22 protein-coding genes and 1 pseudogene are annotated in these 25033 nt (G+C 74.0%); 5 read left to right on the top strand and 18 right to left on the bottom strand.

The genetic code is table 11. The features are described from left to right. Positions 1 to 69 precede the first annotated feature (69 nt). Together QP090_RS27510 and QP090_RS27505 are read left to right on the top strand one after the other, a co-directional pair. On the top strand, positions 70 to 1818 hold the full coding sequence (locus QP090_RS27510; protein WP_285942316.1) for a serine/threonine-protein kinase: 1749 nt from the start codon (positions 70 to 72) through the stop codon (positions 1816 to 1818). 103 nt (positions 1819 to 1921) lie between these two features. Next, positions 1922 to 3400 (top strand): serine/threonine-protein kinase, encoded by a 1479-nt coding sequence (locus QP090_RS27505; protein ID WP_285942315.1) that lies wholly within the window; start codon positions 1922 to 1924, stop codon positions 3398 to 3400. Here QP090_RS27505 and QP090_RS27500 read toward each other — a convergent pair. The 10 genes from QP090_RS27500 to QP090_RS27455 form a co-directional block, all read right to left on the bottom strand. After that, positions 3387 to 4385 carry a DUF6114 domain-containing protein gene (locus QP090_RS27500; RefSeq protein ID WP_285942314.1) on the bottom strand — a complete coding sequence of 333 codons (999 nt, stop codon included), beginning with the start codon at positions 4383 to 4385 and terminating at the stop codon, positions 3387 to 3389. The two genes, QP090_RS27505 and QP090_RS27500, sit on opposite strands and share 14 nt — an antisense overlap. A gap of 22 nt (positions 4386 to 4407) precedes the next feature. Beyond that, on the bottom strand, positions 4408 to 5019 hold the full coding sequence (locus QP090_RS27495; RefSeq protein ID WP_285942313.1) for a DUF6230 family protein: 612 nt from the start codon (positions 5017 to 5019) through the stop codon (positions 4408 to 4410). A 312-nt stretch (positions 5020 to 5331) separates the two neighbouring features. Beyond that, positions 5332 to 5934 (bottom strand): response regulator, encoded by a 603-nt coding sequence (locus QP090_RS27490; RefSeq protein ID WP_285942312.1) that lies wholly within the window; start codon positions 5932 to 5934, stop codon positions 5332 to 5334. A 92-nt stretch (positions 5935 to 6026) separates the two neighbouring features. After that, positions 6027 to 6692, bottom strand: coding sequence for a response regulator (locus tag QP090_RS27485; protein WP_285942311.1), 666 nt, complete (start codon positions 6690 to 6692; stop codon positions 6027 to 6029). Continuing rightward, positions 6689 to 8026, bottom strand: a complete 1338-nt coding sequence (locus tag QP090_RS27480) for a sensor histidine kinase (RefSeq protein ID WP_285942310.1) — start codon at positions 8024 to 8026, stop codon at positions 6689 to 6691. The genes QP090_RS27485 and QP090_RS27480 overlap by 4 nt, the downstream gene beginning before the upstream one ends. An 80-nt stretch (positions 8027 to 8106) precedes the next feature. After that, positions 8107 to 9423 (bottom strand): alpha/beta hydrolase, encoded by a 1317-nt coding sequence (locus QP090_RS27475; protein ID WP_285942309.1) that lies wholly within the window; start codon positions 9421 to 9423, stop codon positions 8107 to 8109. A gap of 1 nt (position 9424) precedes the next feature. Continuing rightward, a complete protein-coding gene (locus tag QP090_RS27470; protein WP_285942308.1) occupies positions 9425 to 10579 on the bottom strand; it encodes an alpha/beta hydrolase in 1155 nt (384 codons plus the stop codon). A 221-nt stretch (positions 10580 to 10800) separates the two neighbouring features. Beyond that, positions 10801 to 11799, bottom strand: a complete 999-nt coding sequence (locus tag QP090_RS27465) for a cytochrome P450 (RefSeq protein ID WP_285942307.1) — start codon at positions 11797 to 11799, stop codon at positions 10801 to 10803. Between the two features lie 121 nt (positions 11800 to 11920). Continuing rightward, positions 11921 to 12571, bottom strand: coding sequence for a response regulator (locus QP090_RS27460; protein WP_285942306.1), 651 nt, complete (start codon positions 12569 to 12571; stop codon positions 11921 to 11923). Beyond that, positions 12568 to 13335: a sensor histidine kinase gene (locus QP090_RS27455; protein WP_285942305.1), complete on the bottom strand. Its 768-nt coding sequence runs from the start codon at positions 13333 to 13335 to the stop codon at positions 12568 to 12570. The genes QP090_RS27460 and QP090_RS27455 overlap by 4 nt, the downstream gene beginning before the upstream one ends. Positions 13336 to 13624: 289 nt before the next feature. Here QP090_RS27455 and QP090_RS37755 point away from each other — a divergent pair. The 3 genes and pseudogenes from QP090_RS37755 to QP090_RS27445 all read left to right on the top strand — a co-directional run. Then, positions 13625 to 13948 (top strand): annotated as a pseudogene (locus tag QP090_RS37755) (MBL fold metallo-hydrolase); the annotation flags it as partial. Positions 13949 to 13993: 45 nt separating this feature from the next. After that, a complete protein-coding gene (locus tag QP090_RS27450) occupies positions 13994 to 15217 on the top strand; it encodes a Rieske (2Fe-2S) protein (RefSeq protein ID WP_285942304.1) in 1224 nt (407 codons plus the stop codon). A 50-nt stretch (positions 15218 to 15267) separates the two neighbouring features. Then, entirely contained in the window at positions 15268 to 15420 is a 153-nt protein-coding gene (locus QP090_RS27445) for a hypothetical protein (protein WP_285942303.1), read from the top strand. 40 nt (positions 15421 to 15460) lie between these two features. Here the strand turns inward: QP090_RS27445 and QP090_RS27440 are convergent, their stop codons facing one another. Genes QP090_RS27440 through QP090_RS27405 form a run of 8 tightly spaced genes read right to left on the bottom strand, consistent with a single transcriptional unit; the run spans position 15461 to position 24906 of the window. Next, complete coding sequence (locus QP090_RS27440) at positions 15461 to 16384, bottom strand: glycoside hydrolase 5 family protein (RefSeq protein ID WP_285942302.1); 924 nt, start codon at positions 16382 to 16384, stop codon at positions 15461 to 15463. A gap of 28 nt (positions 16385 to 16412) precedes the next feature. Then, positions 16413 to 17150 carry a sugar transferase gene (locus QP090_RS27435; protein ID WP_285942301.1) on the bottom strand — a complete coding sequence of 246 codons (738 nt, stop codon included), beginning with the start codon at positions 17148 to 17150 and terminating at the stop codon, positions 16413 to 16415. Positions 17151 to 17152: 2 nt separating this feature from the next. Further along, on the bottom strand, positions 17153 to 18463 hold the full coding sequence (locus tag QP090_RS27430) for a lipopolysaccharide biosynthesis protein (RefSeq protein ID WP_285942300.1): 1311 nt from the start codon (positions 18461 to 18463) through the stop codon (positions 17153 to 17155). Beyond that, on the bottom strand, positions 18460 to 19833 hold the full coding sequence (locus tag QP090_RS27425) for an O-antigen ligase family protein (RefSeq protein WP_285942299.1): 1374 nt from the start codon (positions 19831 to 19833) through the stop codon (positions 18460 to 18462). The genes QP090_RS27430 and QP090_RS27425 overlap by 4 nt, the downstream gene beginning before the upstream one ends. Next, entirely contained in the window at positions 19830 to 21059 is a 1230-nt protein-coding gene (locus QP090_RS27420; RefSeq protein ID WP_285942298.1) for a glycosyltransferase, read from the bottom strand. Before QP090_RS27420 ends, QP090_RS27425 begins: the two co-directional genes overlap by 4 nt. A 7-nt stretch (positions 21060 to 21066) precedes the next feature. Next, positions 21067 to 22269 (bottom strand): SDR family NAD(P)-dependent oxidoreductase, encoded by a 1203-nt coding sequence (locus tag QP090_RS27415; RefSeq protein ID WP_285942297.1) that lies wholly within the window; start codon positions 22267 to 22269, stop codon positions 21067 to 21069. Positions 22270 to 22271: 2 nt separating this feature from the next. Continuing rightward, on the bottom strand, positions 22272 to 23420 hold the full coding sequence (locus tag QP090_RS27410; RefSeq protein ID WP_285942296.1) for a DegT/DnrJ/EryC1/StrS family aminotransferase: 1149 nt from the start codon (positions 23418 to 23420) through the stop codon (positions 22272 to 22274). A gap of 4 nt (positions 23421 to 23424) precedes the next feature. Further along, entirely contained in the window at positions 23425 to 24906 is a 1482-nt protein-coding gene (locus QP090_RS27405) for a YveK family protein (RefSeq protein WP_285942295.1), read from the bottom strand. Positions 24907 to 25033: the final 127 nt, after the last annotated feature.

Below are 25033 nucleotides of genomic sequence, written 5' to 3'. Positions count from 1 at the left end.
CGTCCCCACGACGACCGCGGAGGGGGACGTATGGCGAACCGCTGGACGCGGTCGGTAGGGTCGCCACTCATGGCGGACGGGGAACAGACGGGGCAGGGGGACGGCCGGCTTCTCGCGGGGCGCTACCGACTGCTGACCGTGGTCGGAAGCGGCGGCATGGGCACGGTGTGGCGCGCGCGGGACGAGATGCTCGATCGCGAGGTCGCGGTCAAGGAGGTCGTCCTGCACCGCGCGCTGAGCGACGACGAGCGCGAGACGCGGCACCTGCGCACGCTGCGCGAGGCGCGGGCGTCGGCGCGGCTGAACCATCCGGGCGTGGTGACCGTGCACGACGTCGTCGACGAGGACGATCGGCCGTGGATCGTGATGGAGCTGGTCCAGGCCCGCTCCCTCCAGGAGATCCTCGACGAGGACGGGCCGCAGCGGCCCGGACGGGTCGCGACGATCGGGCGGCAGGTCGTGGCGGCGCTGCGGGCCGCGCACGCGATCGGCATCCTGCACCGCGACGTCAAGCCCGCCAACGTGCTCATCGCCGCCGACGACCGCGCGGTGCTCACCGATTTCGGCATCGCGCAGATGGCGGGCGACGCGACCCTGACGCACGCCGGGCTGCTGGTGGGCTCGCCCGCCTACATGTCGCCCGAGCGGGTCCGGGGCGACAAGGCGACGCCCTCGTCCGACCTGTGGGCCCTCGGCGCGACGCTGTACGCGGCGTGCGAGGGCAAGGCGCCGCACCACCGCTCCGATCCGATGGCCGTGCTCGCCGCGGCGATGACCCAGGAGCCGCCCCCGCCGCGCAACGCCGGGCCGCTGGCGCCGGTGCTGATGGGGCTGCTGGACCGGGACCCCGTCCAGCGCATGGGCGCCGCGCGGGCCGAGGAGGCGCTCGCGGGCCTGGCCGCGGGGCACGCCGCGGGCCTGGCGACCGGGGCCACGACCGCCGACCCGTACGCGGGGGCGGGCACGTCGTCGGCCTGGACGGCACCGCCCGCGGAGCCGGTCACGGCCGTTGTGCCGGATCTCACAGCGAACGCGCCGACCGGGACGCACCACAACGAGTCGTCCCCTCACACGCAGTCACCGCAGTCACCGATGCCGTACACGCATCCGGGGTCGCCGTACCCGGCGATGCCGGACGGCGGGGTCCGCCCGGCCAAGCGGCTTCCGCTCGTGCCGGTTCTGGCCGGGGTCCTCGTGACCGCCGCCCTCGTCGCGGGCATCGCCGTCGCCCTGTGGCCGGACGGCGCGTCCGGCGACGGTGCGGGGGGAGCGACGTCGCCGCCCGTGCGGTCCACTGTGACGAAGACCTCCAGCGCCGCGCCGGCCGACCGGAAGACCACCGCGCCCTCGGCCGACGTCCTGCCGCCGGTGCCGCCGGGATCCCACCGGGTGAAGGCGTCGGGCTACACCATCGCGGTCCCGGACGGCTGGACCCGGACGGAGCAGGCGCGCAGCACGGTCTGGATCGACCCCAGGACCAAGGCGTACGTGCAGGTCGACCGCACGCCCTGGACGGGCGAGCCGAGTGACCCGCTCCAGCACTGGATCAACTGGGAGAAGAACGCGGTCGCCGACGGCAACATGCAGGGGTTCCGGCGGCTGTCGGTGACCAGGAGCACCGCGGGCCGGTTCAGGGCCGCCGACATCGAATTCGTCTGGGACCGCAACGGCGGCACCCGCGCCCGCGACCGGGGCGTTTACATCGACCAGGGCCGGGCGTACGCGGTCCTGGTGGCCGTCCCGGCGACCGAGTGGAGCCAATACACCACTACCGTGAAGAATGTCCTCGACACGTTCCGGCCCACGAGCGTGCGATGAACCATGGGACGCGCTGGGACGTCCCTATGACGACAGGTGCCGCAGAGGTGTGCTCGGGGAGTGCCTCTAGGCAGCGCCGCGTGTGACGGGGGACCATTTAGTCATGGGAGAGGCACGTCTTCTCGCCAACCGCTACCGGCTCGACGAGGTGGTCGGCCGCGGCGGCATGGGCACGGTGTGGCGGGCCTACGACGTCATGCTCGACCGCGAGGTGGCGGTCAAGGAGGTCGTGCTGCCGCCGGGCCTCACCGTGTCCGAACGCGACGTGCTCTACGAGCGGACCTTCCGCGAGGCGCGGGCGTCGGCGCGGCTCAGCCATCCAGGCGTGGTGGTGGTGCACGACGTCGTGGAGGAGTCCGACCGGCCCTGGATCGTGATGGAGCTGGTCCTGGCCCGCTCGCTCCAGGACCTGCTGGAGGAGGGCCCGCTCGGCCACCGCCAGGTCGCCGAGATCGGCATGCAGATGCTCGCCGCGCTCGGGCACGCGCACGAGAAGGGCATCCTGCACCGCGACGTCAAGCCGAGCAACGTGCTGATCACCGACGCCGGGCGGGTGGTGCTGACCGACTTCGGCATCGCGCAGGTGGAGGGCGACTCGACCCTCACCCAGACCGGCCTGGTCATGGGGTCGCCCGCCTACATCCCGCCGGAGCGGGCGCAGGGCGAGCGCGCCGTGCCCGCCTCCGACCTGTGGGCGCTCGGCGCGACGCTGTACGCGGCGCTGGAGGGCCACTCGCCATACGAGCGGTCCGACGCGATGTCCTCGCTCCAGGCGGCGTTGACCGAGCCGGTCCCGGTGCCGCGCAACGCGGGCCCGCTGAACCGTGTGCTGGTGGGACTGCTGGCCCGTGAGCCCGTGTACCGCATCACCGGCGCGCAGGCCCGCCCGCTGCTCGCCCGGGTCGCCGCGATGCCGCCGCCCCCGCCGCCGGCGCCCCCGCAGCCGGTGCCTCCGCCGGTCGCCGAGGACACGGTGATGGACGAGTTCCCGGGGACGGACGAGGCGGCCGAGACCGTGATGGACGCGGCCGACCTCGATCCGGTGACGCGGCGCGACCCCGGTCCCGGCGGTTTCGCCGGTGGTGCCGGACGCCCCTCGGGCGAGCCCGAGGTACGGACCATGGTGGAGACCGAGTGGTCCCCGCCGCCGCCCGCGCCGTCCCAGACGCAGCCGCCCCCGGCCCTGGCCAAGACGCAGCCGCCCCCGCAGCAGCGGCCCTCGCAGACGCAGCCGCCGCCGTACAGTCCGCCCCCGCGTGTGCCACCTCAGCGCGTCCAGCCGCCCCCGCAGCCGCCTCAGCCGCCGCAGACGCCGCAGCCGTGGGAGCAGCCGCAGCAGTTCAGCCAGTGGCAGCAGCCCGTTCGGCCCGACCAGGGCGCGGCGCGTCCCGGCGACCGCGAGCGCCGCAAGACGATCGTGATCGTCACGGTCGCGGTGGTGCTGGTGGTGGCCGCGGTGCTGGCGGGCGCGTTCATCCTGCGCAGCCGGCTCGGCACCGGCGCGATGGGCGCGGGCCCGCCGGCCCCGGCCTGCGCCCGGGGGGACGCCGGAGGGGCCGCGGGCACGCTCAGCTGTTGGTGATGTCCAGGCCCGAGATGCTCGCCCCGTCGGCGCGCACCGACGGCTGCTCCGACACCACGTCGGTCATCACCATGGTCGGCAGCGTCAGCGGCGGTGGCTGCTCGGGCGTGAAGGTCAGCGGGATGCCGAGCAGCCGCGACGACATCTTCGTGGTGAACATGACGACGTCGCCGTCCAGCGTCAGGTTGCCGGTCCTGAGCCGGGTCGTGGCGGCGCCGCGCCGGGTCGTCTGGTCGACGTCCTTCAGCACGGCCCTGGACATGCTGAACTTCAGCGCGCGGACCGTGCCCCGCGCGGTGGGCAGCTCGGCGACGCCGTCGTAGCTGAGCCCCGACATCGTCAGCGAGCTCGCGCGCAGCGTGGCCGCGTCGGTGAAGATCCGCGTCCCGCCGGCGGGCGCCGACGCCGACGCCGACGCCGACGCCGACGCCGACGCCGACGCCGACGCCGATGCCGATGCCGACGGCGCCGGGGTCGGAGCCGGGGTCGCGGCCGGGGTGAACAGGTGCACGCCGAGGACGGCGGGCAGGGCCGCCGGAAGCGCGGCGGCGAGCATCGTGCCGCCGCGCGCCGTCCCGCTCGCTGCGGGCAGCGGAGCGGTGCCGCCGGGCGCTCCCGGGCGCGGACGGCGGACCGTGGCCGGGGACCACGCGAAGCCGAGCGCGCCGCCGAGGATGCCGAGCAGCATCCCCGCGAGGAACCCGCCGAAGTTGGACGTGAGGAAGGACGCCAGCGACAGCAGCACGGCGAGGATCCCGTAGAACCCGCGCTGCGCGGGCTGGAACCACATCAGCGCGCCGGCCGCGACGAGCAGCGCGCCGATCAGCCAGCTCGCCACGCCGGCCATGCCCTGGTGGATCACCAGCGGCATCGGCGCCAGCGGGATCGCGATCAGCTCGACCCCGCCGAGGACGGCGAACACGCCTCCCCAGAAGGGGCGGGTCCGCCGCCAGCGACGGAATCGGTTCGTCTCGGGGGTGTTCATCGGCCTCACCGGGTCGGGATGGTCAGAAGCACTCGGCGCCGAGCTTCATACTGAGGTCGTTCAGCTTGAAGGTGCCGGCGGTGGTGGCCCAGGCGACCTGCCTGACCTTGGTCAGCTCGATCCGGGTCGCCTGCTGGCCGAACATCCCGGCCGGTCCGCGCGCGCCGTCCGGGCCGCGGTTCAGCGTGCTGGCGTCGCGGCCGATCTCGATGCCGGTGAACGTGGCGTCGGCGTCGAGCTGCTCGACGTCCAGCACCAGGTCGGACGCCTCGACGGGCTTGGCGCCGGTGCCCGCGGTGAGCCGCAGGGTGAGCGGGCCCACCTTCATCGACTGGCACATGTTGCGGATCTGCGCCGACTTGATGCCGGAGATCTGCACCGGGTGCTTGGCGCCGTCCTTGCCGGTGTCGACGCCGCCGTACTGCACGAAACCCTGCCCGTTGAGCGAGTCGGCGCTCACCTTGAAGCTGCTGCCGGAGACGGCGAAGGACGAGGCGAGCGAGCCCTGCGCGGTCATGAACAGCAGCGCGCCGGCACCGAGCGCGGCGGGTGCGGCGATGGCGGCGAAACGCCTCCAGCGGACCCGGCCGACGGCGGCCTCGGTGCTCTCGGCGGAGCCGGCGGAGTCGGTCATGTGCACTCCCTGGGGGGACGGTGTGGGGGACGCGTCCGCGCGAAAACGGACACTCGTGACGCCGCTCACTTACGTGACGATGAGTGCAAGTTACCCCCAAGTACTTACTTCTAACAACCCCATAGAAAGGCCCATGGATCGGATCTTGTGTCACTGACCTGCGAATCCATGTGAAGGCCGGATTTTGGGATGGTTGAAAATTGGATACAGAGAGTCACTATAGGGAGTCGTCGAGCCCGGCGCGAAGAGGCGGGCGGAACACTGTCGGGGCGCGAACGGAACGCGGTGGGGACGCGGCCCGGGCGCCCGGGGTCAGCTCCCCGCGGAGAGGGCGTTCAGCGCGAGCCGCAGCTCGGCGACGTGCTCGCGGAGATCCTCGGGGTCGGACCCGGACCCCAGCAGCGTGACGTCGTGCTCGACCCGGGCGACCCGCTCGTCGAGCGACTTCAGCAGCCGGGCGAGGCCGGGCCCGTCGCCCTCCTCGCCGAGCGTCCGGCGCAGCAGCTCGGCCTGCCGGCTCAGCCGCGCGGTGCGCCGGTGCAGCTCGACGAACACCGCGACCTTGGCGCGCAGCAGCCACGGGTCGAACGGCTTGGTCAGGTAGTCGACCGCGCCCGCCGCGTACCCGCGGTAGGCGTCCTGCCCGGCCTCGCCCGCCGCGGTGAGGAAGATGATCGGGATGTCCCGGGTGCGCGGCCGGCTCTTGATGTGCTCCGCGGTCTCGAAGCCGTCCATCTCGGGCATCACGACGTCGAGCAGGATCAGCGCGAAGTCGTCGCTCAGCAGCTCGCGCAGCGCGTCCCGGCCCGAGGAGACCGGCACGACCTGCACCGGCAGCGCGTCGAGCACCGCGGTGAGCGCGACCAGGTTCTCCGAACGGTCGTCGACGGCCAGGATCCTCGTGGTGGTGGGCACCGGACTCCTCCGCCCGTCGGTGACGGCGTGCTCGCACCAGCCTGTCACGTTCGCGCGGACGACGACAGCCGATCGGTGCAGAGTGCCGCTTTCTAGGGCAGCCAACCCGGCTTCACCAGGCCCGACTCGTAGGCGAACACCACCAGTTGGGCGCGGTCGCGCGCGGAGAGCTTGACCATGGTGCGGCTGACGTGGGTCTTGGCGGTCGCCGGGCTGACCACCAGCCGGGCGGCGATCTCCTCGTTGCTCAGCCCCTCGCCGACCAGCGCCATCACCTCGCGCTCGCGATCGGTGAGGGCGTTCAGCCGGGTCGAGGGGGCCGGGGCCTTGGCCCGCGCGGCGAACTCGGCGATCAGCCGCCGGGTCACGCTCGGCGACAGCAGCGCGTCGCCCGCCGCGACCGACCGGACCGCGTGGATCAGCTCCACCGGCTCGGTGTCCTTGACCAGGAACCCGCTCGCCCCGCCGCGCAGCGCCTCGAACACGTACTCGTCGAGCTCGAAGGTGGTCAGGATGACGATCCGGACCCCGTCCAGGCGCTCGTCGGAGGCGATCCGGCGGGTGGCCTCCAGGCCGTCGGTGCCCGGCATCCGGATGTCCATCAGGATCACGTCCGGGCGGAGCCGCCGGGCCTGCGCGACCGCCTCCTCGCCGTCGCCCGCCTCGCCGGCCACCTCGATGTCGGCCTGGGCGTCCAGCAGCGCGCGGAACCCGGCGCGGACCAGGATCTGGTCGTCGGCGAGCAGCACCTTGATCACTCGGCACCTCCCGGGCGCGGCGCGGACGGGTCCGCGGTCGGAGCGAGGCTACCGGGTCCGGGCGCGCCGTCCACGGGCAGCGTCGCGGTGACGCGGAACCCGCCGCCCCGCCGCGGCCCGGCCTCGAACGTGCCGCCGAGCGCCGCGGCGCGCTCGCGCATGCCGCGGATCCCGCTGCCGCCGGGACGGTCGTCCAGCAGCGCGACGCCCCGGCCGTCGTCCTCGACCAGCACGGTGATCTCGTCGGCGCCGTAGGCGACCACGACCCGCGCCGTCACCGGGCCCGCGCCGGAGTGCCTGGTGACGTTGGTGAGCGACTCCTGGACGATGCGGAACGCGGCCAGGTCGGTCGCGGCGTGCAGGGGCCGCCGGTCGCCGGTGACCTCGGCGTCCACCCGCAGGCCCGCCGAGCGGGCGCGGGCGAGCAGGTCCTCCAGCCGGTCCAGCCCGGCGGTGGGGGAGCGCGGGGCGCTCTCGCCCTGCGCGCGCAGCGCCCCGATCACCGACCGCATCTCGCTGAGCGCCTCCTTGCTGGCCTCCTTGATGGCGGCCAGCGCGGTCCGCGCCTGCCCGGGGTCGTCGTCGATGAGGTGCAGCGCCACCCCGGCCTGCACGTTGATCATCGAGATGTTGTGCGCCAGCACGTCGTGCAGTTCGCGGGCCATCCGCAGCCGCTCCTCGCTGGCCTGCCGCCGGTCCTCCTCGGCCCGGGACCGGGCCGACGCCTCGGCCTTCTGCCGGCGCATCCGGACCAGCTCGGCGGTGACCAGCCCGACCAGCGCCCAGCCGATCACGATCGAGGTGCCGCCGACCGTCGGCTCGTCCACCGGGAAGGGGCCGCCGCCCCGGCCGCGCTCGTCCCACGGCACCCCGATCACCGCGGTGAGGGCGAAGTAGGCGGCGAGGGCGCCGCTCGTGCAGGCCCAGGCGAACAGCCGGTGCCCGGCGTTGACCGCCGACATCAGCGCCAGGAGCGCGGCGAACGGAGCCGGCCCGTACGGGTAGGCGCGCAGGAAGTACAGCGCGGTGAGCGCGCCCACCGCCACCAGCGTGAACCTCGGATGCCGGCGGCGCAGCAGGAGCAGCGCCGGGCCGACGAGCAGCACCGCAAAGGCCGGCGGGTCGAGCGGGGTGAAGCCGTAGTCGTGCGACGGGTGCGGCCGGCCGGCCGGATCGCGCCACCCGCCCCGGCCGGGCCCGCCGCCGCTTTCCGCGCCGATCGAACCCATCACCTGGATGACCGCGATGAGCGCCGGAAGCACCCAGACGGGCCACGCGGTGGGACGGGCCCAGCGCGGTGCCCCGACGTGTGCGGACGGCGGCGGAGTGCTCATTCCAGCACGTTAGGACACCGGCGGCCGGCCCGGCGTCGGCCGCCGGGAGCGTCCGCCCGTACTCCCCGGGAGGTACCGGGTCATTCGCCGCGGAGACGGGCGCTCAGCCACCCGAGGACGGAGGGGAGGTGGCCGCGCCACTGCCCGAGCGTGCCGGGCTCGCCGTCGACCAGCGACACCTCGGCGCGCGCCGGCGGCTTGGCGAGCGACGCGAACCGCGCCGCGGTCGCCGCCTCCCCGCCGTCCCGTCCGGTCGCGATCAGGAGCGACACCGGCGGGGGCGGGAGGTGTTCGAGCCGCCACAGCAGGTCGTTGTCCTGCCGGTACACGGAGCTGCCGCCGTAGGGGTCGGGCTGGGCGGTCCCGGGCGCGGTGGGCGGCGCGCCGAGGGCGCCGTCGATGCTCGCACCCGCGGCGAAGCGGTCGGAGTGCAGCATCGCGAACCGCGTGCCGCACTGGCCGCTGGTGCCGAACCCGGCCACGCCCCACCCCTGGCGCACGCGCGGCAGGCGGTAGGTGCTCAGCAGCGCGACGGGCAGATCCTGGGTGTAGAACGTCTCGGCCTGCCCGCCGGCGCGTCCGGGCAGATCGACGCACACCGACGGGCGCACGCCGGTCTTCCCATCACGGGTCTTCCCGTCACGGGTCTTCCCCTCACCAGCCTTCACTGTCTTCCCCAGACCGGCCGCCATGCCCTTGACGACCCTGCGGTGCGCACCGGGGCCGGGCGGCGCGGACGGTCCTGACGGCGCCGGTGCCGGCGGGGCCGGCGACAGCCCGTGCGCTGAGCGGACCATCGCGTAGACCATCGGCTGGGAGCGGCCCGCCGCGACCTCGCGGGCGGCCTCGGCCGGGACGTGCGCCTGTTTGATCCACGCGGTCGGGCCGTCGGACGGCCCGCCCGACAGCAGCATCGCGACGGGGAGCCGCTTGCGCGCGTACTCGGGCTGGAAGTACTGCGGCGGGAGGTAGACGTAGACCACCGAGTCGAGCCCGCTGCGCGGGCCGTGCACCTCCAGCCGGTCGACCCGCCCGTCCTTGGCCGGATCCTGCGGGTGCCCCGCGCGGGACGGGCCGAGGCCGGTGCTGAAGCGGCGCACCTGACCGGACGGGTCGGCCTTCGCGCCATGGCTCGACTGCACCTGCTTCACCTGGACCTTCGCGGTGCCGTCGCCGAGCAGGTCGTTCCAGGTCGCGTAGAAGACGAAGTACTTGTTGGCGGTCAGGACGATCAGTGCCGTCAGAGTCGCCTGGCTCGCCAGCAGCAGTCCGGCGCGCCTCAGCACCGGCCTTCTGCCGGACCCTGCGAACCGCGGCCACAGCAGCATGGCCGCGGCGAAGGCGGCGGTGGCCAGCAGGCCGGTCAGGATGAGCAGGATCGCGCTCGTGGGCTCCATGTCACTCTCCCCGGAGCTGGGCGCTCAGCCATTGGACGGTCGGCGGGATGTACTTGCGGAACGTCTTGAAGTTGTGGCCGCCGGTCGGCAGCAGCACCGTGTCGACCACCAGCGGCGGCCGGGCGGCCCGCATGAACCGCTGGGCCGACGGGAAGGTGTTCTCGCCGACGTCGGCGGACGCCACCAGGATCGACAGCGGCGGCTGCGGCAGGTTCTGGAGCCGCCAGATCAGGTTGCTGCTCCGCCGCAGGGCGGGGCTGCCGTTGTAGAGGTCGCGGGTCGTGGTGTCGAGCAGCGCGTGGAAGTGGCCGGCCATGTTGGCCGCGGCGCTGAACCGGTCGGAGTGCAGCATCGCCAGCTTGGCCGCGCAGTAGCCGCCGGTGGAGTAGCCCGCCACGCCCCAGCCCTTGGCGGAGCGGGGCGTGCGGTAGGTCCCCGCGATCGCCTCGGGGACGTCCTGCGCGAAGAACGTCTCGACCTTGGGACCGCCGGGCACGTCCGCGCACTCGGTGTCCCAGCCGTCCTTCACGGTCGGCCGCATCATCACGTAGATCATCGGCTGGGCCCGGCCGGCCGCCTGCGCCCGCGCCGCCTCCTCGGGCAGGTGGCCCTTGTCGATCCAGGTGAGCCGGTCGGAGGCGGGGTAGCCGGCGATGAAGAGCGCGACCGGGAACCGGCGCGCGGCGAAGCCCGGCTGGAAGTACTGCGGCGGGAGGTAGACGTAGGACTCGGCGTCGATCCCGGTGCGGACGCCGTGGATCGCCAGGTGCTCGACCTGCCCGTCGCGGGCGGGGTCGGCGTGCCCGGTGCGCCCGGCGGCGCCCGGGTCGAGCTCCGCGGCGACCTTCCGGACGACCTGGCTCGCGACGGCGGCGTTCGGTGGTGCCGGCGGGCGCCGTCCCTGCTCCGTCCGGACCTTCCCGCCGGCGGCGCCGAGCAGGTCGTGCCACGTCCCGTAGAACAGGTAGTAGCCGTTCAGCCCGACGATCAGCGTCAGGATGAGCACGACCTGGCAGCCGATCAGCAGTCCGGCGCGTGCGGCGACGGCGCCAGGACGGGCGGCGGCGACGCGCGGCCATAGCCGCACCGTCGCCGCCAGGCACCCGAGCGTCGCCAGGCTGAGCAGGGTGAGCAGCTCCCAGCTCGTCAGTTCCATACCGGCCCCCTCCGGGCAGGACGTGCCACGCGCTGGGCATGGCACGACGAATGACTCGGCGGGCGTACGGCCGGGTCGGTGAACGTTCAGAAGGGTCGATGACCTGACAGCCGCGTGCGCCCGACCGGATCGGTCGGGCTGCCTGACGGGGCGTGCCCTGGGCGGCGTCGGGATGCCGTCCGCAGTCATACGTGTCGGCGCGTTGCGCTCGGTGCCCGTTCTCAGCCGATCCAGCGGATCGGCAGCCGGTCGAAGCCGTGACGGGCGCTTGACCGCAACATTACCGGTTCGCCCGCCAGGCGCGCACGCCCTGGCCGTTCCAAGATCGCGACGAGGAGCGCGCGCAGGTGCACCCGGGTCAGCCGCGCGCCCAGGCACGCGCGCGTCCCGTACCCGAAGCAGAGGTGCGGGCGCGCGGGTCGGTCGTGCCGGAGAGAGGGTTCGGCGTCCGGATCGCTCTGGAGGCGGTGCCCGGCGTCAGGGTCGTCCTCCTGCGGGCGCGGGGCAGGGACGTAGCGTTCGGGGATGTAGCGGTCGGGTTCGGGAAATGTGTCCTCGTCGTGGTTGGCGGACGCGAGCCAGAGCACGATCCGTTCCCCCGCCCGCAGCGGCACGCCGCCCATTTCGGTCGCGCGCTGCACGACGCGGTCGATCTGCATTACGGGCGTCCACCAGCGCAGCATTTCCTCCACGGCGCTGTCGAGAAGCCCCTCGTCGGTTCGTCCCGCCTGTAAGCGCTCGTACTGCCCGGGGTGGCGCAGAAGGGCGTACAGGCCGCCGGCCAGAGTGTTGCGCAACGTTGCGGGCACGTCCCCGGCGACGTCGCGGACGAAGTCGACCGACTCCCGCGCGGGCACCCGCTCCAGCATCGCCCGCGCGGGAGGGTCCATGTCGATGAGGGACGGGTCCGGCTCGTCACCGCCGCCGCTCCCGCCCGCCGCCTCGTCCGCGTCCTGCTCACGCCCCACGGCGGGGCCGTGCAGGGCACCGTCCTGCTCGGACGCGAACAGCTCCGGGTGGACGAGGGCGTGCCGCACGTCGGCGTAGCTCAGCACCGCCCAGGCGCCGGGCCGCTCGGACATCCGCCCGTCCAGCCACACCACCGGGGTCTTGGCGCGGAGCCGCTCCAGCCGTTCGTAGGGGACTCCCCGCGCGTAGCTGTCGGGGCAGCCGAGGACCTCGGTGTCGGAGATGGGTAGGGCGCCTCGCCGCTGAGGCATGGGGGAACCTCCTTCAGGGCGGACGCTAACGTGTCCGAGCCGAACGCTCTATGTCCGGTTTCGGCCGTCCAATGTCACCTTCCCGGCGTTCCGCAACCGGCACGGCGCGTTCAGGCGGGGTTCAGCCCGCGAGCCACTCTCCCGTTTCGACGCTCACCAGACCGTGGCGGGCGGCCTCGATCACGGCCTCGCGCTGCGAGTGCACGCCCAGCTTGCTCAGCACGCTCTGCACGTGGCTGCGCGCCGTGCTGCGCGTCACCCCCATCGCCTTGGCCAGTGCCTGGGTGGACTCGCCGCGGGCCAGCCGGGTGAGCACCTCGCGCTCGCGCGGGGTGAGGAACTGCGCCACCTTCTGCGCCTGGCTGCGCGGCCGGACGCCCGCGCCGCGCCGGGTGGCCTGGTCGACGACGACCTCGCCGGCCGCGACCCGGCGCAACACGGTGAGGATGTCGCCGGCCTGCTGGCCCTTGTGCGCGAAGCCCCGCACGCCCGCCGCGAGACCGGCCTCCAGCACCGGCTGCTCGAGGAATCCGGTCAGCACCACGAACCGGGTGCCCGGCGCGGCGGCCCGCAGCCGCGGCATCCATTCGAGCGCGGTGGCCCCCGGGAAGTGCAGGTCGATCAGGCAGACGTCGGCGCTCCCGGCGCGCAGCGCCGGGAGCGCCTCCTCGGGCGAATAGGCCACCCCCGCCACCGCGTGGCCGGCGTCGGCCAGCACCAGCGACAACGAGTCGGCGAACACCGCGTGGTCGTCGCAGATGATCACCTTCATGGATGCGGCCGCCAGTCGTCGGCGCTGATGGGCGGCGCCGACGGCAGCAGCATGCGGACCCGGGCGCCTCCCATCTCGCAGGTGCGGATCTCCAGGCTGCCGCCGTAGCCGGAGATGAGGTCGTGCACGATGCCCAGCCCCAGCGAGGCCAGCCCGCGCGGCGCCGCCCCGCCCGGGACCGTGTCGCCCGGCGCTTCGGGCGCACCGTACGCGCCGCGGGGGACGCCGAACCCGGGGCCGTCGTCGTCGACCTGGACGGCGACCCAGCCCCGGTCGGCCACGACCCGGACGTCCACCCGGCGGGCCGCCACCCGGCAGGCGTTGTCGAGCACGTTGCGCAGCGCCCGCCAGAGCGCGACCGGGTCCATGTGCGCCCACGCCTCGCCGCCGCTGAAGCAGACCTCGTGCGAGGTGGCCAGCCGCATGCCGGTGACCACCTCGGCGGTCAGCTCGTCCACCCGGATCCGTTCCGGGCAGGGCAGCGGCTCGTTGTCGTCGCCGTCCCCGTCGAGGCGGCGCAGCAGGTGGTCGAGCCACCGGGTCTCGCCGAGGAGCTGCTCGACGCGGGCCCGGCTCGTGTCGCCGACGTCGTCGGCGACGACGACCGCCGAGGCCAGCATGATGATCGTGCCGAGCTCGTGCCTGATGTCGTGCCGCAGCCGCCGCCGCCACAGGCCGTCCTCGACCCTTCCCACCGGGTCCTCCGGCCCGGTTTCCCGCGTGCCCACGGTGGTGAGCGTCGCGACGTGCGCGGGCGTGTCCATCGGTGACGACCGTGACTGCCCGTTGTTCATGAAGGACCCCCGTCCATAAATACCAGCACCGTCCCGACCGTCGCCCGGATGGGCATCGGTGTCCAGACAATTGGCCGCTACCGTCCGGCCGCTGGCCGATAGTGGACATGGCAAAATTCTGGTAAACCAGCCCCATTGTCGATGCGTCTCGATCGGGATTGCCGGGCGATCTCCGCGGCATTTCTTTCATACCTACGGCGTAGCCGCCTTGCGCATTCCGGCGGGTGTAGCCCCCCAGGGCCGGAGGGACAGTCTCGGTATGCCGACGGTCACCTTTCTCGGACACGCCGGAGTGGCGGTCCGTGGCGCCGCGTTCCGCCTGCTCGCGGATCCCTGGCTCGCCCCGACGGGCGCCTTCCTGGGCGCCTGGCACCAGTACCCGAGAAACGATCATCTCGATGTGCCCGCGTTGCTCGAAACCGACTGGGTCGCGATCTCGCACGAGCATCTAGATCATTTCGACCCCTGGGTCGTCGAGCGACTTCCCGAACGGACCAGAATCCTCATTCCGTCCTATCCGGGTCCCGCCTTCCGTGCACGCATGGCGGCGGTGGCCGGTGCCCGGCAGGTAATTGAGATACCGGCCTGGGAGAAATTCCCACTGGACAATCGGGGCTCCTGGATCACGGTGATTCCGGAGCTGTCGCCGATGTGCCACGACTCCGCATTTCTCGTGGTCGCCGACGGTCGCGCGATCCTGCACTGCAACGACGCGCGGCTCACCGCGGCGCAGGCGCGCCGCGCCAAGCACCTGGCCGGCGGCCGGCTCGACCTGATGGCGCTCCAGACCTCGGGCGCCTCCTGGCACCCGATCTGCTACGAGTACCCGCCCGAGGAGCTCGCCAAGGTCTCGATGGACAAGCGGGTCGCCAAGCTGCGCGGCGCGCAGCGGCTGGTGCGGCAGACCGCGCCGGAGCTCGCCGTCCCGTTCGCCGGGCCGCCCTGCTTCCTGGACGGCGAGGTCGCGCACCTCAACTGGGTGCTCGACCAGGACACGGGCGCGTTCTGCGACCCCGAGGCCGCCACCGAGTGGCTGCGCGAGCACTTGCCCGGGCAGCGCTGGGACCACTTCAGGCCCGGTGACACCGTCGACCTGGACACCGGTGAGGTCGTCCGCGACCCGGTCTCGGCGCGCTTCTCGTTCGCCGACGCCGACCGTCCCGGCTACCTGGAGCGGTACGCCGCCGACCGGGCCGCGTCGATCGAGTGCGTGCTGGCGGACCACCCCGAGCCGGACGCCGAGCTGTTCCACCGCTTCGTCGCGCACTTCGAGCACCTGGGCGGGCTCAGCGACTACTTCCTCTCCCAGATCGACATGCTGGTCCGCTTCGAGGTCACCGGGCCGAACGGCGGGACGTGGGACGTGGACTTCTCCCCGGACGGGCTCAAGGCCGGGGAGGCCGCCCCCGGCGCCCGCCCGCACTACCGGATCACCACCGCGGGCCGCTGGCTCGACGGCGTGCTGGGCGGGCGGCTGGCCTGGGAGGACCTGCTCATCTCGTTCCGGCTCAGCCTCTACCGCGACCCCGACGTCTACAACGACCACCTGGTCGGCCTGCTCAAGCACGCCAACGCCCCCGCGCTGCGGGCGGTCGAGGCGTACGAGACGGGACGGGACGAGTCCGAGCGCATCGTGGTCGAGTCGGGCGGGTGCTCCTACGACATCCCGCGCTACTGCCCGCACGCCGGGGAGGACCTGTCGATCGGCGCGATCGTCCGGGACGGGCAGGTGCACTGCCTCGCGCACAACTTCGCGTTCGATCTGGCCACAGGGGCGTGCGTCAACGCGCGCTCGGCGAACCTCGGCAGCAGGAGGGTGCGCCGGACCACCGATCGGCCTCTCGGCCTTTAGCGTTCTGTGCTAATTTTTTGTGATCACCGGGGGTTTGAAGGGGTTCGTACGTGGACCGCAAGAAGTTCGGCCTGTTCGTCGTCGCCTTCGTGCTGGTCGTAGGGGCGATGGAGATCTTCGCACTACAGATCGGCTCGATGGACTTCCCGTTGCCGGATCAGCCGCAGAAGCCGGTCGTCGCCGAGAACCAGGGCGTCGGCTGAGGCACCAGGCCCGGCCATCGAAAGTCTGGAAAGAAGCTCGTCAGGATCGTCCGGCGGTGTTGTGCCCCTTCATGATGCTCTGAAGGTCGGGACGCGCACCGCCGGACGCGTCTGAGAGCGCCGGGCAGGCCCATCGGTCCTGGTGTCCCCACGAGTAGGAGATGTCCATCGGCGGGCGCGGCACCAGCCGGTCCCAGCGCGCCAGGATCGCGCGGAGCTGCGCCTGGGTGGGCAGCCAGTACTGCTTGTCGCCCGTTGAGCAGTCCTGCCCGAACGTCTGGAAGACCGGCACGACCGCGCGGCGTGCGATGCCCGCCTCGTCGGCCATCCGCACCATCCGGTCGATCGCGTCGATGTTGCACTTCGCGCGGGTCCGGGCCGAGCCCTTGCACGGGTAGGGGTCGAGCCCGACCAGGTCGACGCCGGTCCGGGCGGGCGTGAGCGGCCCCATCGGCCAGTCGGTGAGCGAGATGAAGGTGACCTGACCGGGCGCGTGCCGCCTGACGTGGTCGGCGCGGCGGCGGATCTCGCCGGCGACCTCCGGGCACTCGCGGGTGTTGGGCTCGTCCGACAGGTACCAGCCGAACACCTTGGGGTCGTGCGCGTAGCGCTGGACCGCCCGGGCGAACGCGTCGAACGGCAGCTCGAAGGCGCCGCAGGTGAAGTTGCCGACCCACAGCAGCGCCCGCATCCCGTCCGGGACGCCGCGCACCAGCGCCTCGTCGGGCTTGACGTCGACGAGGTCGTAGCCGAGCGCCTTCAGCCTCGGGTAGTCGGCGGGCCGGGTGTTCAGCGCGATGTGCCGCGTCCCGCCAGAGCCGGCCGCCGGGGTCCCCGGGCTCGCGAGCGGGCCGCGGTAGGGGGTGTCGCCGTCGCCGGACGGTCCGCGCGCCAGGTAGAGCAGGAAGCCGGCCACCAGCACGGCCGCGGCGGCCACCACCGAGATCTTGAAGCGGACGCCCATCGCTGTCTCCCCGGGTGGTCGCGGTCGGTCAGGCGGCGGGACCGGCCTCCCGCCCGGCCTCGCGGACCGGCGCGCCGGCGGCGCCGGGCGGCGCGTCCCGGAGCGGCGGGACGGTGAAGCCGAGGATGTGCCGGACGGTGTCCCAGAGCGCGCCGAACGTGGCGCGCATCGACGGGTCGCGCAGGTACACCGCGTCGATCGCGACCCGGGCCGGGACGATCCGCTCGATGTAGGCGGCCAGGTCGACCTCCTCGCCGGGGCCGAGCACGTCGAAGTCGCGGAAGCGGACCTCGGAGACGCCGGTCAGGCCCGGCCGGTGGTCGAAGACCCAGCGGGACCGCGCGTCGTAGTGCACGGCCAGATCGTAGGTCTCCGGACGCGGCCCGACCAGGGTCATCTGCCCGCGCAGCACGTTCACGAGCTGCGGCAGCTCGTCCAGCGACCACTGGCGCAGCAGCTTGCCCACCCTGGTCAGCCGGGGGTCGCAGTTGGCGGTGACGGTGAGGCCGCCGACGCCCTGCCGCATGGTGCGGAACTTGTACATGGTGAACGGCCGGCCGCCCTGCCCCACCCGGGTCTGCCGGAACACCCCCGGCCCCGGGCTCGACAACCGCACCAGCGCGTACACCAGCAGCAGCGGCACGCTCAGCAGGACCAGCCCGGCGAGGGCCCCCGCCACGTCCAGCACGCGCCGCGCGCCGGACGGCGGGACCCCGTCGGACGGGTCGACCGGACGGCTCTCCAGCCGGGTGTGCTCCTCGGACATGGTCACCCCTTCTTCTGGACGTGCCGGAACCACACCAGCAGCGCCGCGGTGGTGGCGACGAAGGAGACGGAGGTGGCGATCGCGGCGCCCTCGGCCCCGTACCGGGGGATCAGGAAGACGCCGCACACCACGACGACGACCAGGCCGATGCCCTGGCCGGCGGACGCGGCGCCGGGCCGGCCGACGCCGTACAGGTAGGCCATGACCAGGCCGGTGACGCCGAAGGTGACCACCCCGGCCAGCCGGATGTAGGTGGGGACCACCGCGTCGTCGAAGACGTCGCCGAACACCCAGGGCAGCGCGGTCCCGGCGATCAGCGCGAGCGGCAGCGCGGCGGCGGCCGACACCGCCAGCGCGGGCAGGATCAGCCGCGCGGTCCGCCGGGTCGCGGTGCCGCGGTCCTCCTTGGCGAAGTCGGGGTACAGCACGTAGTTGACGGCCAGGCCCGGGAGCTGCACCAGCTCGGCGAACTTGCTCGCGACGGTGTAGACGCCGAGGACCTTCGGCCCGGCGAGCGCGCCGAGCAGCGCCATGTCGAAGCGGAGCTGGAGCAGGTCGATGAGCTGGCCGAGGTAGCCGCGCAGGCCGTACCCGGCGATGGTGCGGCCGAGCAGCCGGTCCGGGCGGCCCCAGCCGGCGAAGAACCCGCGCCGCGCCAGCCGCCGCGCGATCCACGCGGCGGCGGCGACGTCGGCCAGCACCAGCCCGGTGATCAGCGCGCCCGGCCCGTACCAGCCGATCAGGATGACCAGGTAGATGGGCAGGAAGACGAACTCCTCGACGGCGATCGCGAGGCTGGCGCCGTTCTGGTCGTCGGTGCCCTGGAGCAGGCCCTTGCCGACCGAGACGAAGCCCTGGGTGAAGGACGGGACGGCGGCGGCGAGCGTGAACCAGATCCCGAACGACTCGAAGAACACCGGGTGGAGCAGCGGGCTGAGGGCCAGCCAGCCGGTGCCGCCGAGGACGGCGCCGGCGACGGTCAGCCAGGCCAGGGTGGGCCGCACCCGCGCCTGGTCGTGGTCGCCGCGGATGAGGAAGTAGGGCGCGGCGGCGGGCAGCCCGGCGTTGGAGAGCTGGCAGAGCAGCCCGGGGAGGATCCGCACCAGGGTGAACGCGCCGACCAGTTCGGGCCCGCCGATCCGCGCCACCAGGATGGTGGCGACGCCGAGCGAGGCGAGCGCGCCGATCCGTCCGGCCATGTTGCCCGCGACGAGCGCGAGCAGCCGCCTCTTGAGCCGTCCGGCCTCGGCGGTGTCCCCGCCGTCCCCCACGCCGCCCGAGATGGGTCCGGCGGGACGCTGCGTGTCGGTCATGCGGCCTCCCCGGTGCCCGCCGCGGGGGCGGTGTCGCGCCGTCCGAAGAGGTCCAGTGCGGCGATCAGGCCGAAGAACGCCCAGCCGTGCCGGTAGTGCAGGGTCTCGTAGAACAGCCCGGAGATCAGGAACACCGCGACCAGCGCGGCGAACAGCTCGGGCCGGGGCACCAGCCGCGCGTACTCGCCGGTCAGCGCGTCCCGGCGGGCGATCCGCAGGCACCTGAGCAGCAGCGTGGACAGCAGTGCGATCAGCGCGACGCCGCCGAGGAAGCCGCGCTCCAGGACGGCGGCGATGTAGTCGTTGTGCGCCTCGCGGACGTAGGTCTCCTGGCCGACCCGCATCGCGGTCTCGGTCTGGCCGGGCCCGATGCCCCACGGATGGGTCTGCCGGTCGATCATCTTGATCGTGGTGGCCAGCACGGTGCTGCGCGAGTTGGTGCTCTCGCCGGTGGTCCGGCCGATCGAGTCGCGCAGGATGGGGGACGCCTGGCCGGCCCGGTCGAGCCAGGGCTGGACGTCGATCTGGCCGAGCGCCGCGACGCCCCCGCCGCCGAGCACCGCCGCGAGCGCCCCGACCGCGATCGCGTGGTGCGCCTTGCCCTCGCGGAACAGCCGGAAGAGGTAGCCGAGCAGGATCGCGGCGCCGAGCGCGAGCGAGCCGCCGTTGGAACCGGTCAGCACCTCGGCGGCGAGCAGCACGCCGCACACCGCGTACCGCCGGGCGGGCGTGGCGGGGAAGCGGGCGGCGCGGGCGATGAAGAACACGCAGATGAACCAGTTGGAGGCGTAGTTGGCGTCGCCGAAGGTGAACATCGCGCGCTCGCCGTCGACCTGCTTGCCCGACAGCAGGTCGTTCCCGATCACGAACCCGAAGATCATCACCAGCGCGTAGCAGGTGCCGATGACCACCCAGGAGCGCAGCGCGACGCGCAGCAGCCGCGGGTCGCGGCCGAGATTGGCGACGCTCACCGCCCACAGCAGCACGAACAGGTCCTTGACCAGGGTGAGCGCGCCCGCGTCGTTGACCAGCGCGGCGATCCCGCCGGCGATGATGGTCAGCAGCGTGGGGATCAGGAACGGCCACCGCACCGGCAGCCGGTGGGTCGCCGCCCACAGCAGGGTGACCGCGGTGACGCCGACGAGCGCGAGATCGGGCAGCCCCGTGTTGCCGGGGCCGGGGGCCAGCCCGAACGGCATCAGCATCGGCAGCGAGGCGATGCCCGCGACCAGCGCCACCACCGTCACCGGCAGCCGGCGCCGCAGCGGCGGCGGCGCGGCGGGGCCGGGCGGCGCGGACGCCCGTCCGGCGGCGGCCCGGTCCGCCGCCCCGGTGGCGGGCTTCGGCGGGGCGGCCCTGGTGGCGGTCATCGCTGGTACGGCCGTTCGGTGTCGCCGCGGTAGACGTCGTCGAGCTGCTCGCCGAGATGGGCCGGGGTGAACCAGTCGCCGACCCGGTCCCGGGCGCGGCGGGCCATCCGGGCGGCGGCGGCCGGGTCGTCCAGGAGGTGGCCGATCGCGCCGGCGAGCTGCTCGGGGTCCTCCGGCCGGACGAGCAGCCCGGTCTCGCCCGCCAGCACCAGGTCCTGGTTGGACGGGACGGCGGTCGCCACCAGCGGAATCCCGGCGCCGATCGCCTCGACCAGCACGCACGGCAGGCCCTCCCAGCGGCTGGCCATCGCCATCAGGTCGAAGGCGGGCAGCACGCTCGCGACGTCGTCGCGGTGCCCGAGCCACCGCATCCGCTCGCCGATGCCGAGCCGTGCGGTCAGCGCCTCCAGCTCGGCCGCCATCGGCCCGCCGCCGACCCACAGCCCGAACACGTCGCCCGGGAGCCGGGCCAGCGCCCGCGCGAAGACCTCCGGGCCCTTCTGGTGGGTGAGCCGCCCGACCGAGCCGACGACCTTCACCCCGAGCGGCAGGTCGAGGCGGCGCCGCGCCTGCGCGCGCGAGCCGGGCGCGGTGGCGTAGGCGGCCACGTCCACCGCGGGCCACGACAGTCGGACCCGCTCGGGCGTGGCGAGGCCGAGCCGCAGCGCGGTGGTGACCGTCTCCGACCCGATCGCCAGGAACGCGTCGGTGTGCTTGGCGGCGGCCCGTTCCAGCCTGATGTAGACGCGGCGCCGCGCCCACGACTGGAACTCGTTGAACGGGAAGCCGTGCCAGGTGTGCACGATCCGCGGCACGCCCGCGCGGGCCGCGGCGATCCGCCCGATCACGCCGCCCTTGGCGCTGTGCGTGTGCACGACGTCGTAGCGGCCCTCGGCGAGGACCTGGGTGAGGACGCGCAGCGCGGCGCGGTCATCGCGCGGGGAGATCTGCGGGACCAGCGACCGCACCTGGACGATCTCCATCCCGGCGGCGTGCGCGGCGGGCGTCAGGTCGCCGGCGGCGGCGTTGGCGACCGCCTCCTCGCCGCGCAGCACGTCCGCGCCGGACGCGGCGGCCTTGCTGTCGATGCCGACGCCGCCGGTGACGACGGCGCGCTCGTAGCCGTCCGGCGGCAGGGCCAGGGCGCCGTTCAGCGCGACCTGTCCGGCGCCGCCGTTGAAGCGGGTGATCACCGTGGCCACTCTCAGCTTGCGGCTTGTCGTCATGAGCACCTCACAGGCCGGGCGGATCGGGGGAGCAGCCCGCCTCGCACAGCGGGGACGACCCGGCGGGCGGGTCGCCCTGCGGGGGCGGGCGGCGGACGGGGTGGTACTCGGGCAGCAGCCGGCGCAGCAGCAGTCGCACCCGGCCCGCGTCGCCCGAGCCGGCCGCGGCCGACAGCGCGTCCAGGAGCTGCGGCAGCCCCGCGGGCGGCGGCGCCGGGCGGGTCGCCCAGATCTTCGGATGGGCGGTGCGGATCCGCCGCTCGGAGTCGGAGAACGGCTTCTCGGCCAGCTTCTCGCCGGGCCCGAGGCCGCAGAACCGGATCGTCACCTCGGGCAGCCGGAGCTGCTCGGCGTACCGGTGCACCAGCTCGATCACCGGCACCGGGCTGCCCATGTCGAGCACGAACGTCTCGGCCTCCTCGGTGAGCGAGGCCGCCTCCAGCAGCAGCCCGGCCGCCTCCTCCATCGTCATGAAGTGCCGGGTCACCTCCGGATGGGTGATCACGACGACCTCGCCGGAGGAGATCCGGTGCGCCAGCACGCTCAGCAGCGACCCCGGCCCGCCGATGACGTTGCCGACCCGGACCGCCGCGAAGCAGGTCGGGCCGCCGGTCGCGGTCTGGAGCAGCAGCTCGCCGAGCCGCATCGTCGCGCCGAGCACCGACGTCGGGTCGGCCGCCTTGTCGGACGAGACCAGCACCAGCCGCTGCACGTCGTGCCGCACCGCGCTGTCGACCACGTGCCGGGTGCCGAACACGTTGTCGGCCACGCCCCGGCACGGGTCCTGCTCCACCTTGGCCAGCTCGTTCTGCCCCGCGGTGTGGAACACCAGGTCGGGCCGGGCCTCCCGGACGACCCGGTCGACCCGGGCGGGGTCGCGCACGTCCGCCTCGGCGGAGCTCACCAGGTCGCCGTCCATCCGGGCGGCCAGCTCGTGCCCGAGCCGGGCCAGCCCGACGCCGTCCTTGTCGACCAGGCACAGCGCGGCCGGGTCGAGCCGCTGGACCTGGTGGCACAGCGCCGAGCCGATCGTCCCGCAGGCGCCGGTGACCAGCACCCGCCGGCCCCGGACCAGCCGCCGCCCGCGCTGCCCGGAGAGGGCGACCTCGTCGCGGCCCATCAGCAGGGCCAGCGGGCTGGCCGGTGCCGGGGCCTGGGCGGGGGTGGGAGCGGGGACGCGGGTGGCGCGGCGCCGCGGGAGCCATCGCACGGTCAGCCCCGGGTCCGCAGGGCCTCGGTGAGCGCGGCCACGACCCGGTCCTGCCCGCTCGCCGACAGCCCGGGGTACAGCGGGAGTGACAGCAGCTCCTCGCCGACGCGGTCGGTGACCGGGACGGACGCGCACTCGGCCGCGCCCAGGATCTCCCGGTAGGAGGTCATCTGGTTGGCCGGGATGAAGTGCACCGAGGTCGCCACCCCCGCCGCGTCCAGCTCCCCGATGATCGCGTCCCGGTCCGGGACCCGCACCTGGTAGAGGTGCCAGGCGTGCTGGATCCCGTCCAGCTCCCGCTGCGGGAGGACGAGGCCGGGCAGGTCGCGCAGCGCCTCGTCGTAGCGGGCGACCAGCTCGGCCCGCCGCACCTGCCAGCCGGGCAGCGCGGCGAGCTGCGCCCGGCCGATGGACGCCTGGATGTCGGTCATGTTGGCCTTGAGCCCGATGTCCTTGACGTCGTACCGCCAGCTCCCGCCCGGCAGGTAGCGGCGCCAGGAGTCCTTGCTCATCCCGTGCAGCCGCATCGCGCGGATCCGGTCGGCCAGCTCCTGGTCGCAGGTCGCGACCGCGCCGCCCTCGCCGATCGGCATGTTCTTGGTGGCGTAGAAGCTGAAGCAGGCCGCGTACGACGCCGACCCGACCGGCGCGCCGCCGCGGCCCGCGCCGGGGCCGTGCGCCGCGTCCTCCACCACCCGGTCGGCGGGCAGCCCGGCGGCGGCGGCGAGCGCCGGCACGTCCACCGGGTAGCCGCCCTGGTTCTGCACGATCATCGCGGCGGGCGCGACCCGCGCCGCCGCGGCGGCGACGGTCCCGGGGCTCGGGACCAGGGTGCCGGCGTCGATGTCGACCAGCACCGGCCGGTGCCCCGCATGCAGGATCGCGTTGATCGCCCCGCAGAACGTCAGGCTCGGCGTCAGCACCGCCGACCCCGGCGGGAGCGCCATGCCGCGCAGGCACAGCTCGAGCGCGGTGGTGCAGGAGGCGACCGCGACCACGTGCGCGGCGCCGAGGTGGTCGGCGAAGTCCTGCTCGAACGCGGCGGTCTGCGGCCCGGTGGTGACCCACCCGGAGTCCAGCACCTTGACCACGGCGTCCGAGACCTCGCCCGCGAACGACGGGACGGTGAACGGAACGGTGTTCTGGCTCATGCGGCTACCCCTTGATCCGTCGCGATGTGGCGATGACCCCGAGCAGCGGCCAGCCGGACGCGGCGACCAGGTCGCGGACCGACTCCAGGCCCGCGACGGTGGTCACCGGCCCGACCACCGCGACCACGCCGACCTCGTCGTCGGCACCCGGGTCGATGTCCTCGAAGGCGTGCACGTGGCACGCGGTGCGGAACGGGACCGCCCGCGCCGTCCCGGCGGGAGCGGTGACCCCGCCGGGCTTGTTCGGGATCACCGCGGTGCGGGCGCCGGACCGCACCACCGAGGTGCTCCTCCCGGTGCTCGGCCCGTCGCTGTTGACCGACGCGGCCCCCGCGCCGGCGTCCGTGCCCGCGTCCGCGTCCGTGTCCTCGTCCTTGACCCTGGCGGTCCGGGGGGCGGCGCCGTCGCCGGTCGCGCCGCCACCGCCCCGTCCCGTCCCGGACTTCCCGCCGGGGACGCCGCCGCCGGACGGGTCCGCGCGCCGGGCGGGACGGGACGGGACGACCTTGGTCTCGTCCCCGTACACGGCCGCCGCGACCGCCGAGACCAGCTCGGCGGGCAGCGGGCCGCCGCCCGCGCCAACCAGCGTGACCTGCGCGACGCCCTCCCGCTTGGCGGCCAGCCGCACCCGGCGGCCGAGCGCGGCCATCTCGACGGGCCCGCGGTCGGCCCAGCCGAGCAGCGGCACGCCGAGCCGCCGGGCGACCCGCTGCTGCCCGGGGATCGTCGGCCGGAACACCTCCCGCACCACCGCGATGAGGATGCCCGCGACCAGCCCGACCAGCCCGGCGATCGCCGCCATCATCACGACCGGGTCGTCCTTGGGCGCCAGCACCGCGGGCTGCACGACCGTCGCCGTGCCCGTCGCCGACAGCTCGGTGCGCAGCTCGCTGCGGCTGCTGCGCAGGTCGGTCAGCTCGGCCTGCACCCGCTCCCGCTCGTTGCCCGCGGCGATGTCGGGGTTCGGCACCGCGCCCGCCCGGCGCGACAGCGGGCCGAGCCGGCCCTCCAGGTCGCGGACGCGCTTGTCGATGGCGTCGATCTGCTTGGTGATCGAGCCCTGGTTGGAGTCGTTGATCTCCTTGACCACCGCGGCGGCGAGCGCGTCGGCGAGCCGCCGCGCCGCGTCCGGGTCGGTGTCCTTGACCGTCAGCTCCACCACCGTGGAGGTGCCGAGGCCGGTGACCGAGATCGCCTTGGCCAGCTTCGCCGGCGACCGGGTCAGCCGCTGCTCCGACAGCACCCGGTCCATCAGGTTGCGGCTGGTGGCGAACGCCTTCACCTGGCTCACCACGATGCTGACGCCCGCGTCGCCGGGGGCGGCGTCGGTGGCCTTGCTGCTCGCCTGGATCCGGGTCCCGGCCGCCGCGGGCGGATCCTGCCCGTTCAGCGCGAACCCCACGACCAGCAGCGGCAGGACCGTCATGATCAGCAGGAGCGCCCAGTAGGTGCGGACCACGCGGGCGGCCACTTCGTCGATCTCCACGATCTTCCCTCCGGCTTCGTCAGGCCGAGCGTAAGAACGTGCGACTCACCTGCGAATCGCCCAACGAGACGATGGCCCGCTACGTCGTTTGCATCAGGACGGCCCGCGCGGCGCCCCGGCCGGGAGG

It is taken from the genome of Actinomadura xylanilytica (genome assembly GCF_030283145.1).
GTDB classification, from domain to species: Bacteria; Actinomycetota; Actinomycetes; order Streptosporangiales; family Streptosporangiaceae; genus Spirillospora; species Spirillospora xylanilytica.
Note: the sequence above shows the minus strand (reverse complement) of the source record. Positions and strands in the feature narration are given on the sequence as shown.

Excerpts from the sequence above, each read along its gene's own strand:
- QP090_RS27495 (WP_285942313.1), bottom strand. The coding sequence starts at position 5,019 with ATGACCGACTCCGCCGGCTCCGCCGAGAGCACCGAGGCCGCCGTCGGC.
- QP090_RS27480 (WP_285942310.1), bottom strand. The coding sequence starts at position 8,026 with ATGAGCACTCCGCCGCCGTCCGCACACGTCGGGGCACCGCGCTGGGCC.
- QP090_RS27460 (WP_285942306.1), bottom strand. The coding sequence starts at position 12,571 with ATGAAGGTGATCATCTGCGACGACCACGCGGTGTTCGCCGACTCGTTG.
- QP090_RS27455 (WP_285942305.1), bottom strand. The coding sequence starts at position 13,335 with ATGGACACGCCCGCGCACGTCGCGACGCTCACCACCGTGGGCACGCGG.
- QP090_RS27470 (WP_285942308.1), bottom strand. The coding sequence starts at position 10,579 with ATGGAACTGACGAGCTGGGAGCTGCTCACCCTGCTCAGCCTGGCGACG.
- QP090_RS27410 (WP_285942296.1), bottom strand. The coding sequence starts at position 23,420 with ATGAGCCAGAACACCGTTCCGTTCACCGTCCCGTCGTTCGCGGGCGAG.
- QP090_RS27420 (WP_285942298.1), bottom strand. The coding sequence starts at position 21,059 with ATGACGACAAGCCGCAAGCTGAGAGTGGCCACGGTGATCACCCGCTTC.
- QP090_RS27475 (WP_285942309.1), bottom strand. The coding sequence starts at position 9,423 with ATGGAGCCCACGAGCGCGATCCTGCTCATCCTGACCGGCCTGCTGGCC.
- QP090_RS27500 (WP_285942314.1), bottom strand. The coding sequence starts at position 4,385 with ATGAACACCCCCGAGACGAACCGATTCCGTCGCTGGCGGCGGACCCGC.
- QP090_RS27425 (WP_285942299.1), bottom strand. The coding sequence starts at position 19,833 with ATGACCGCCACCAGGGCCGCCCCGCCGAAGCCCGCCACCGGGGCGGCG.
- QP090_RS27510 (WP_285942316.1), top strand. The coding sequence starts at position 70 with ATGGCGGACGGGGAACAGACGGGGCAGGGGGACGGCCGGCTTCTCGCG.
- QP090_RS27440 (WP_285942302.1), bottom strand. The coding sequence starts at position 16,384 with ATGGGCGTCCGCTTCAAGATCTCGGTGGTGGCCGCCGCGGCCGTGCTG.
- QP090_RS27465 (WP_285942307.1), bottom strand. The coding sequence starts at position 11,799 with ATGCCTCAGCGGCGAGGCGCCCTACCCATCTCCGACACCGAGGTCCTC.
- QP090_RS27430 (WP_285942300.1), bottom strand. The coding sequence starts at position 18,463 with ATGACCGACACGCAGCGTCCCGCCGGACCCATCTCGGGCGGCGTGGGG.
- QP090_RS27435 (WP_285942301.1), bottom strand. The coding sequence starts at position 17,150 with ATGTCCGAGGAGCACACCCGGCTGGAGAGCCGTCCGGTCGACCCGTCC.
- QP090_RS27505 (WP_285942315.1), top strand. The coding sequence starts at position 1,922 with ATGGGAGAGGCACGTCTTCTCGCCAACCGCTACCGGCTCGACGAGGTG.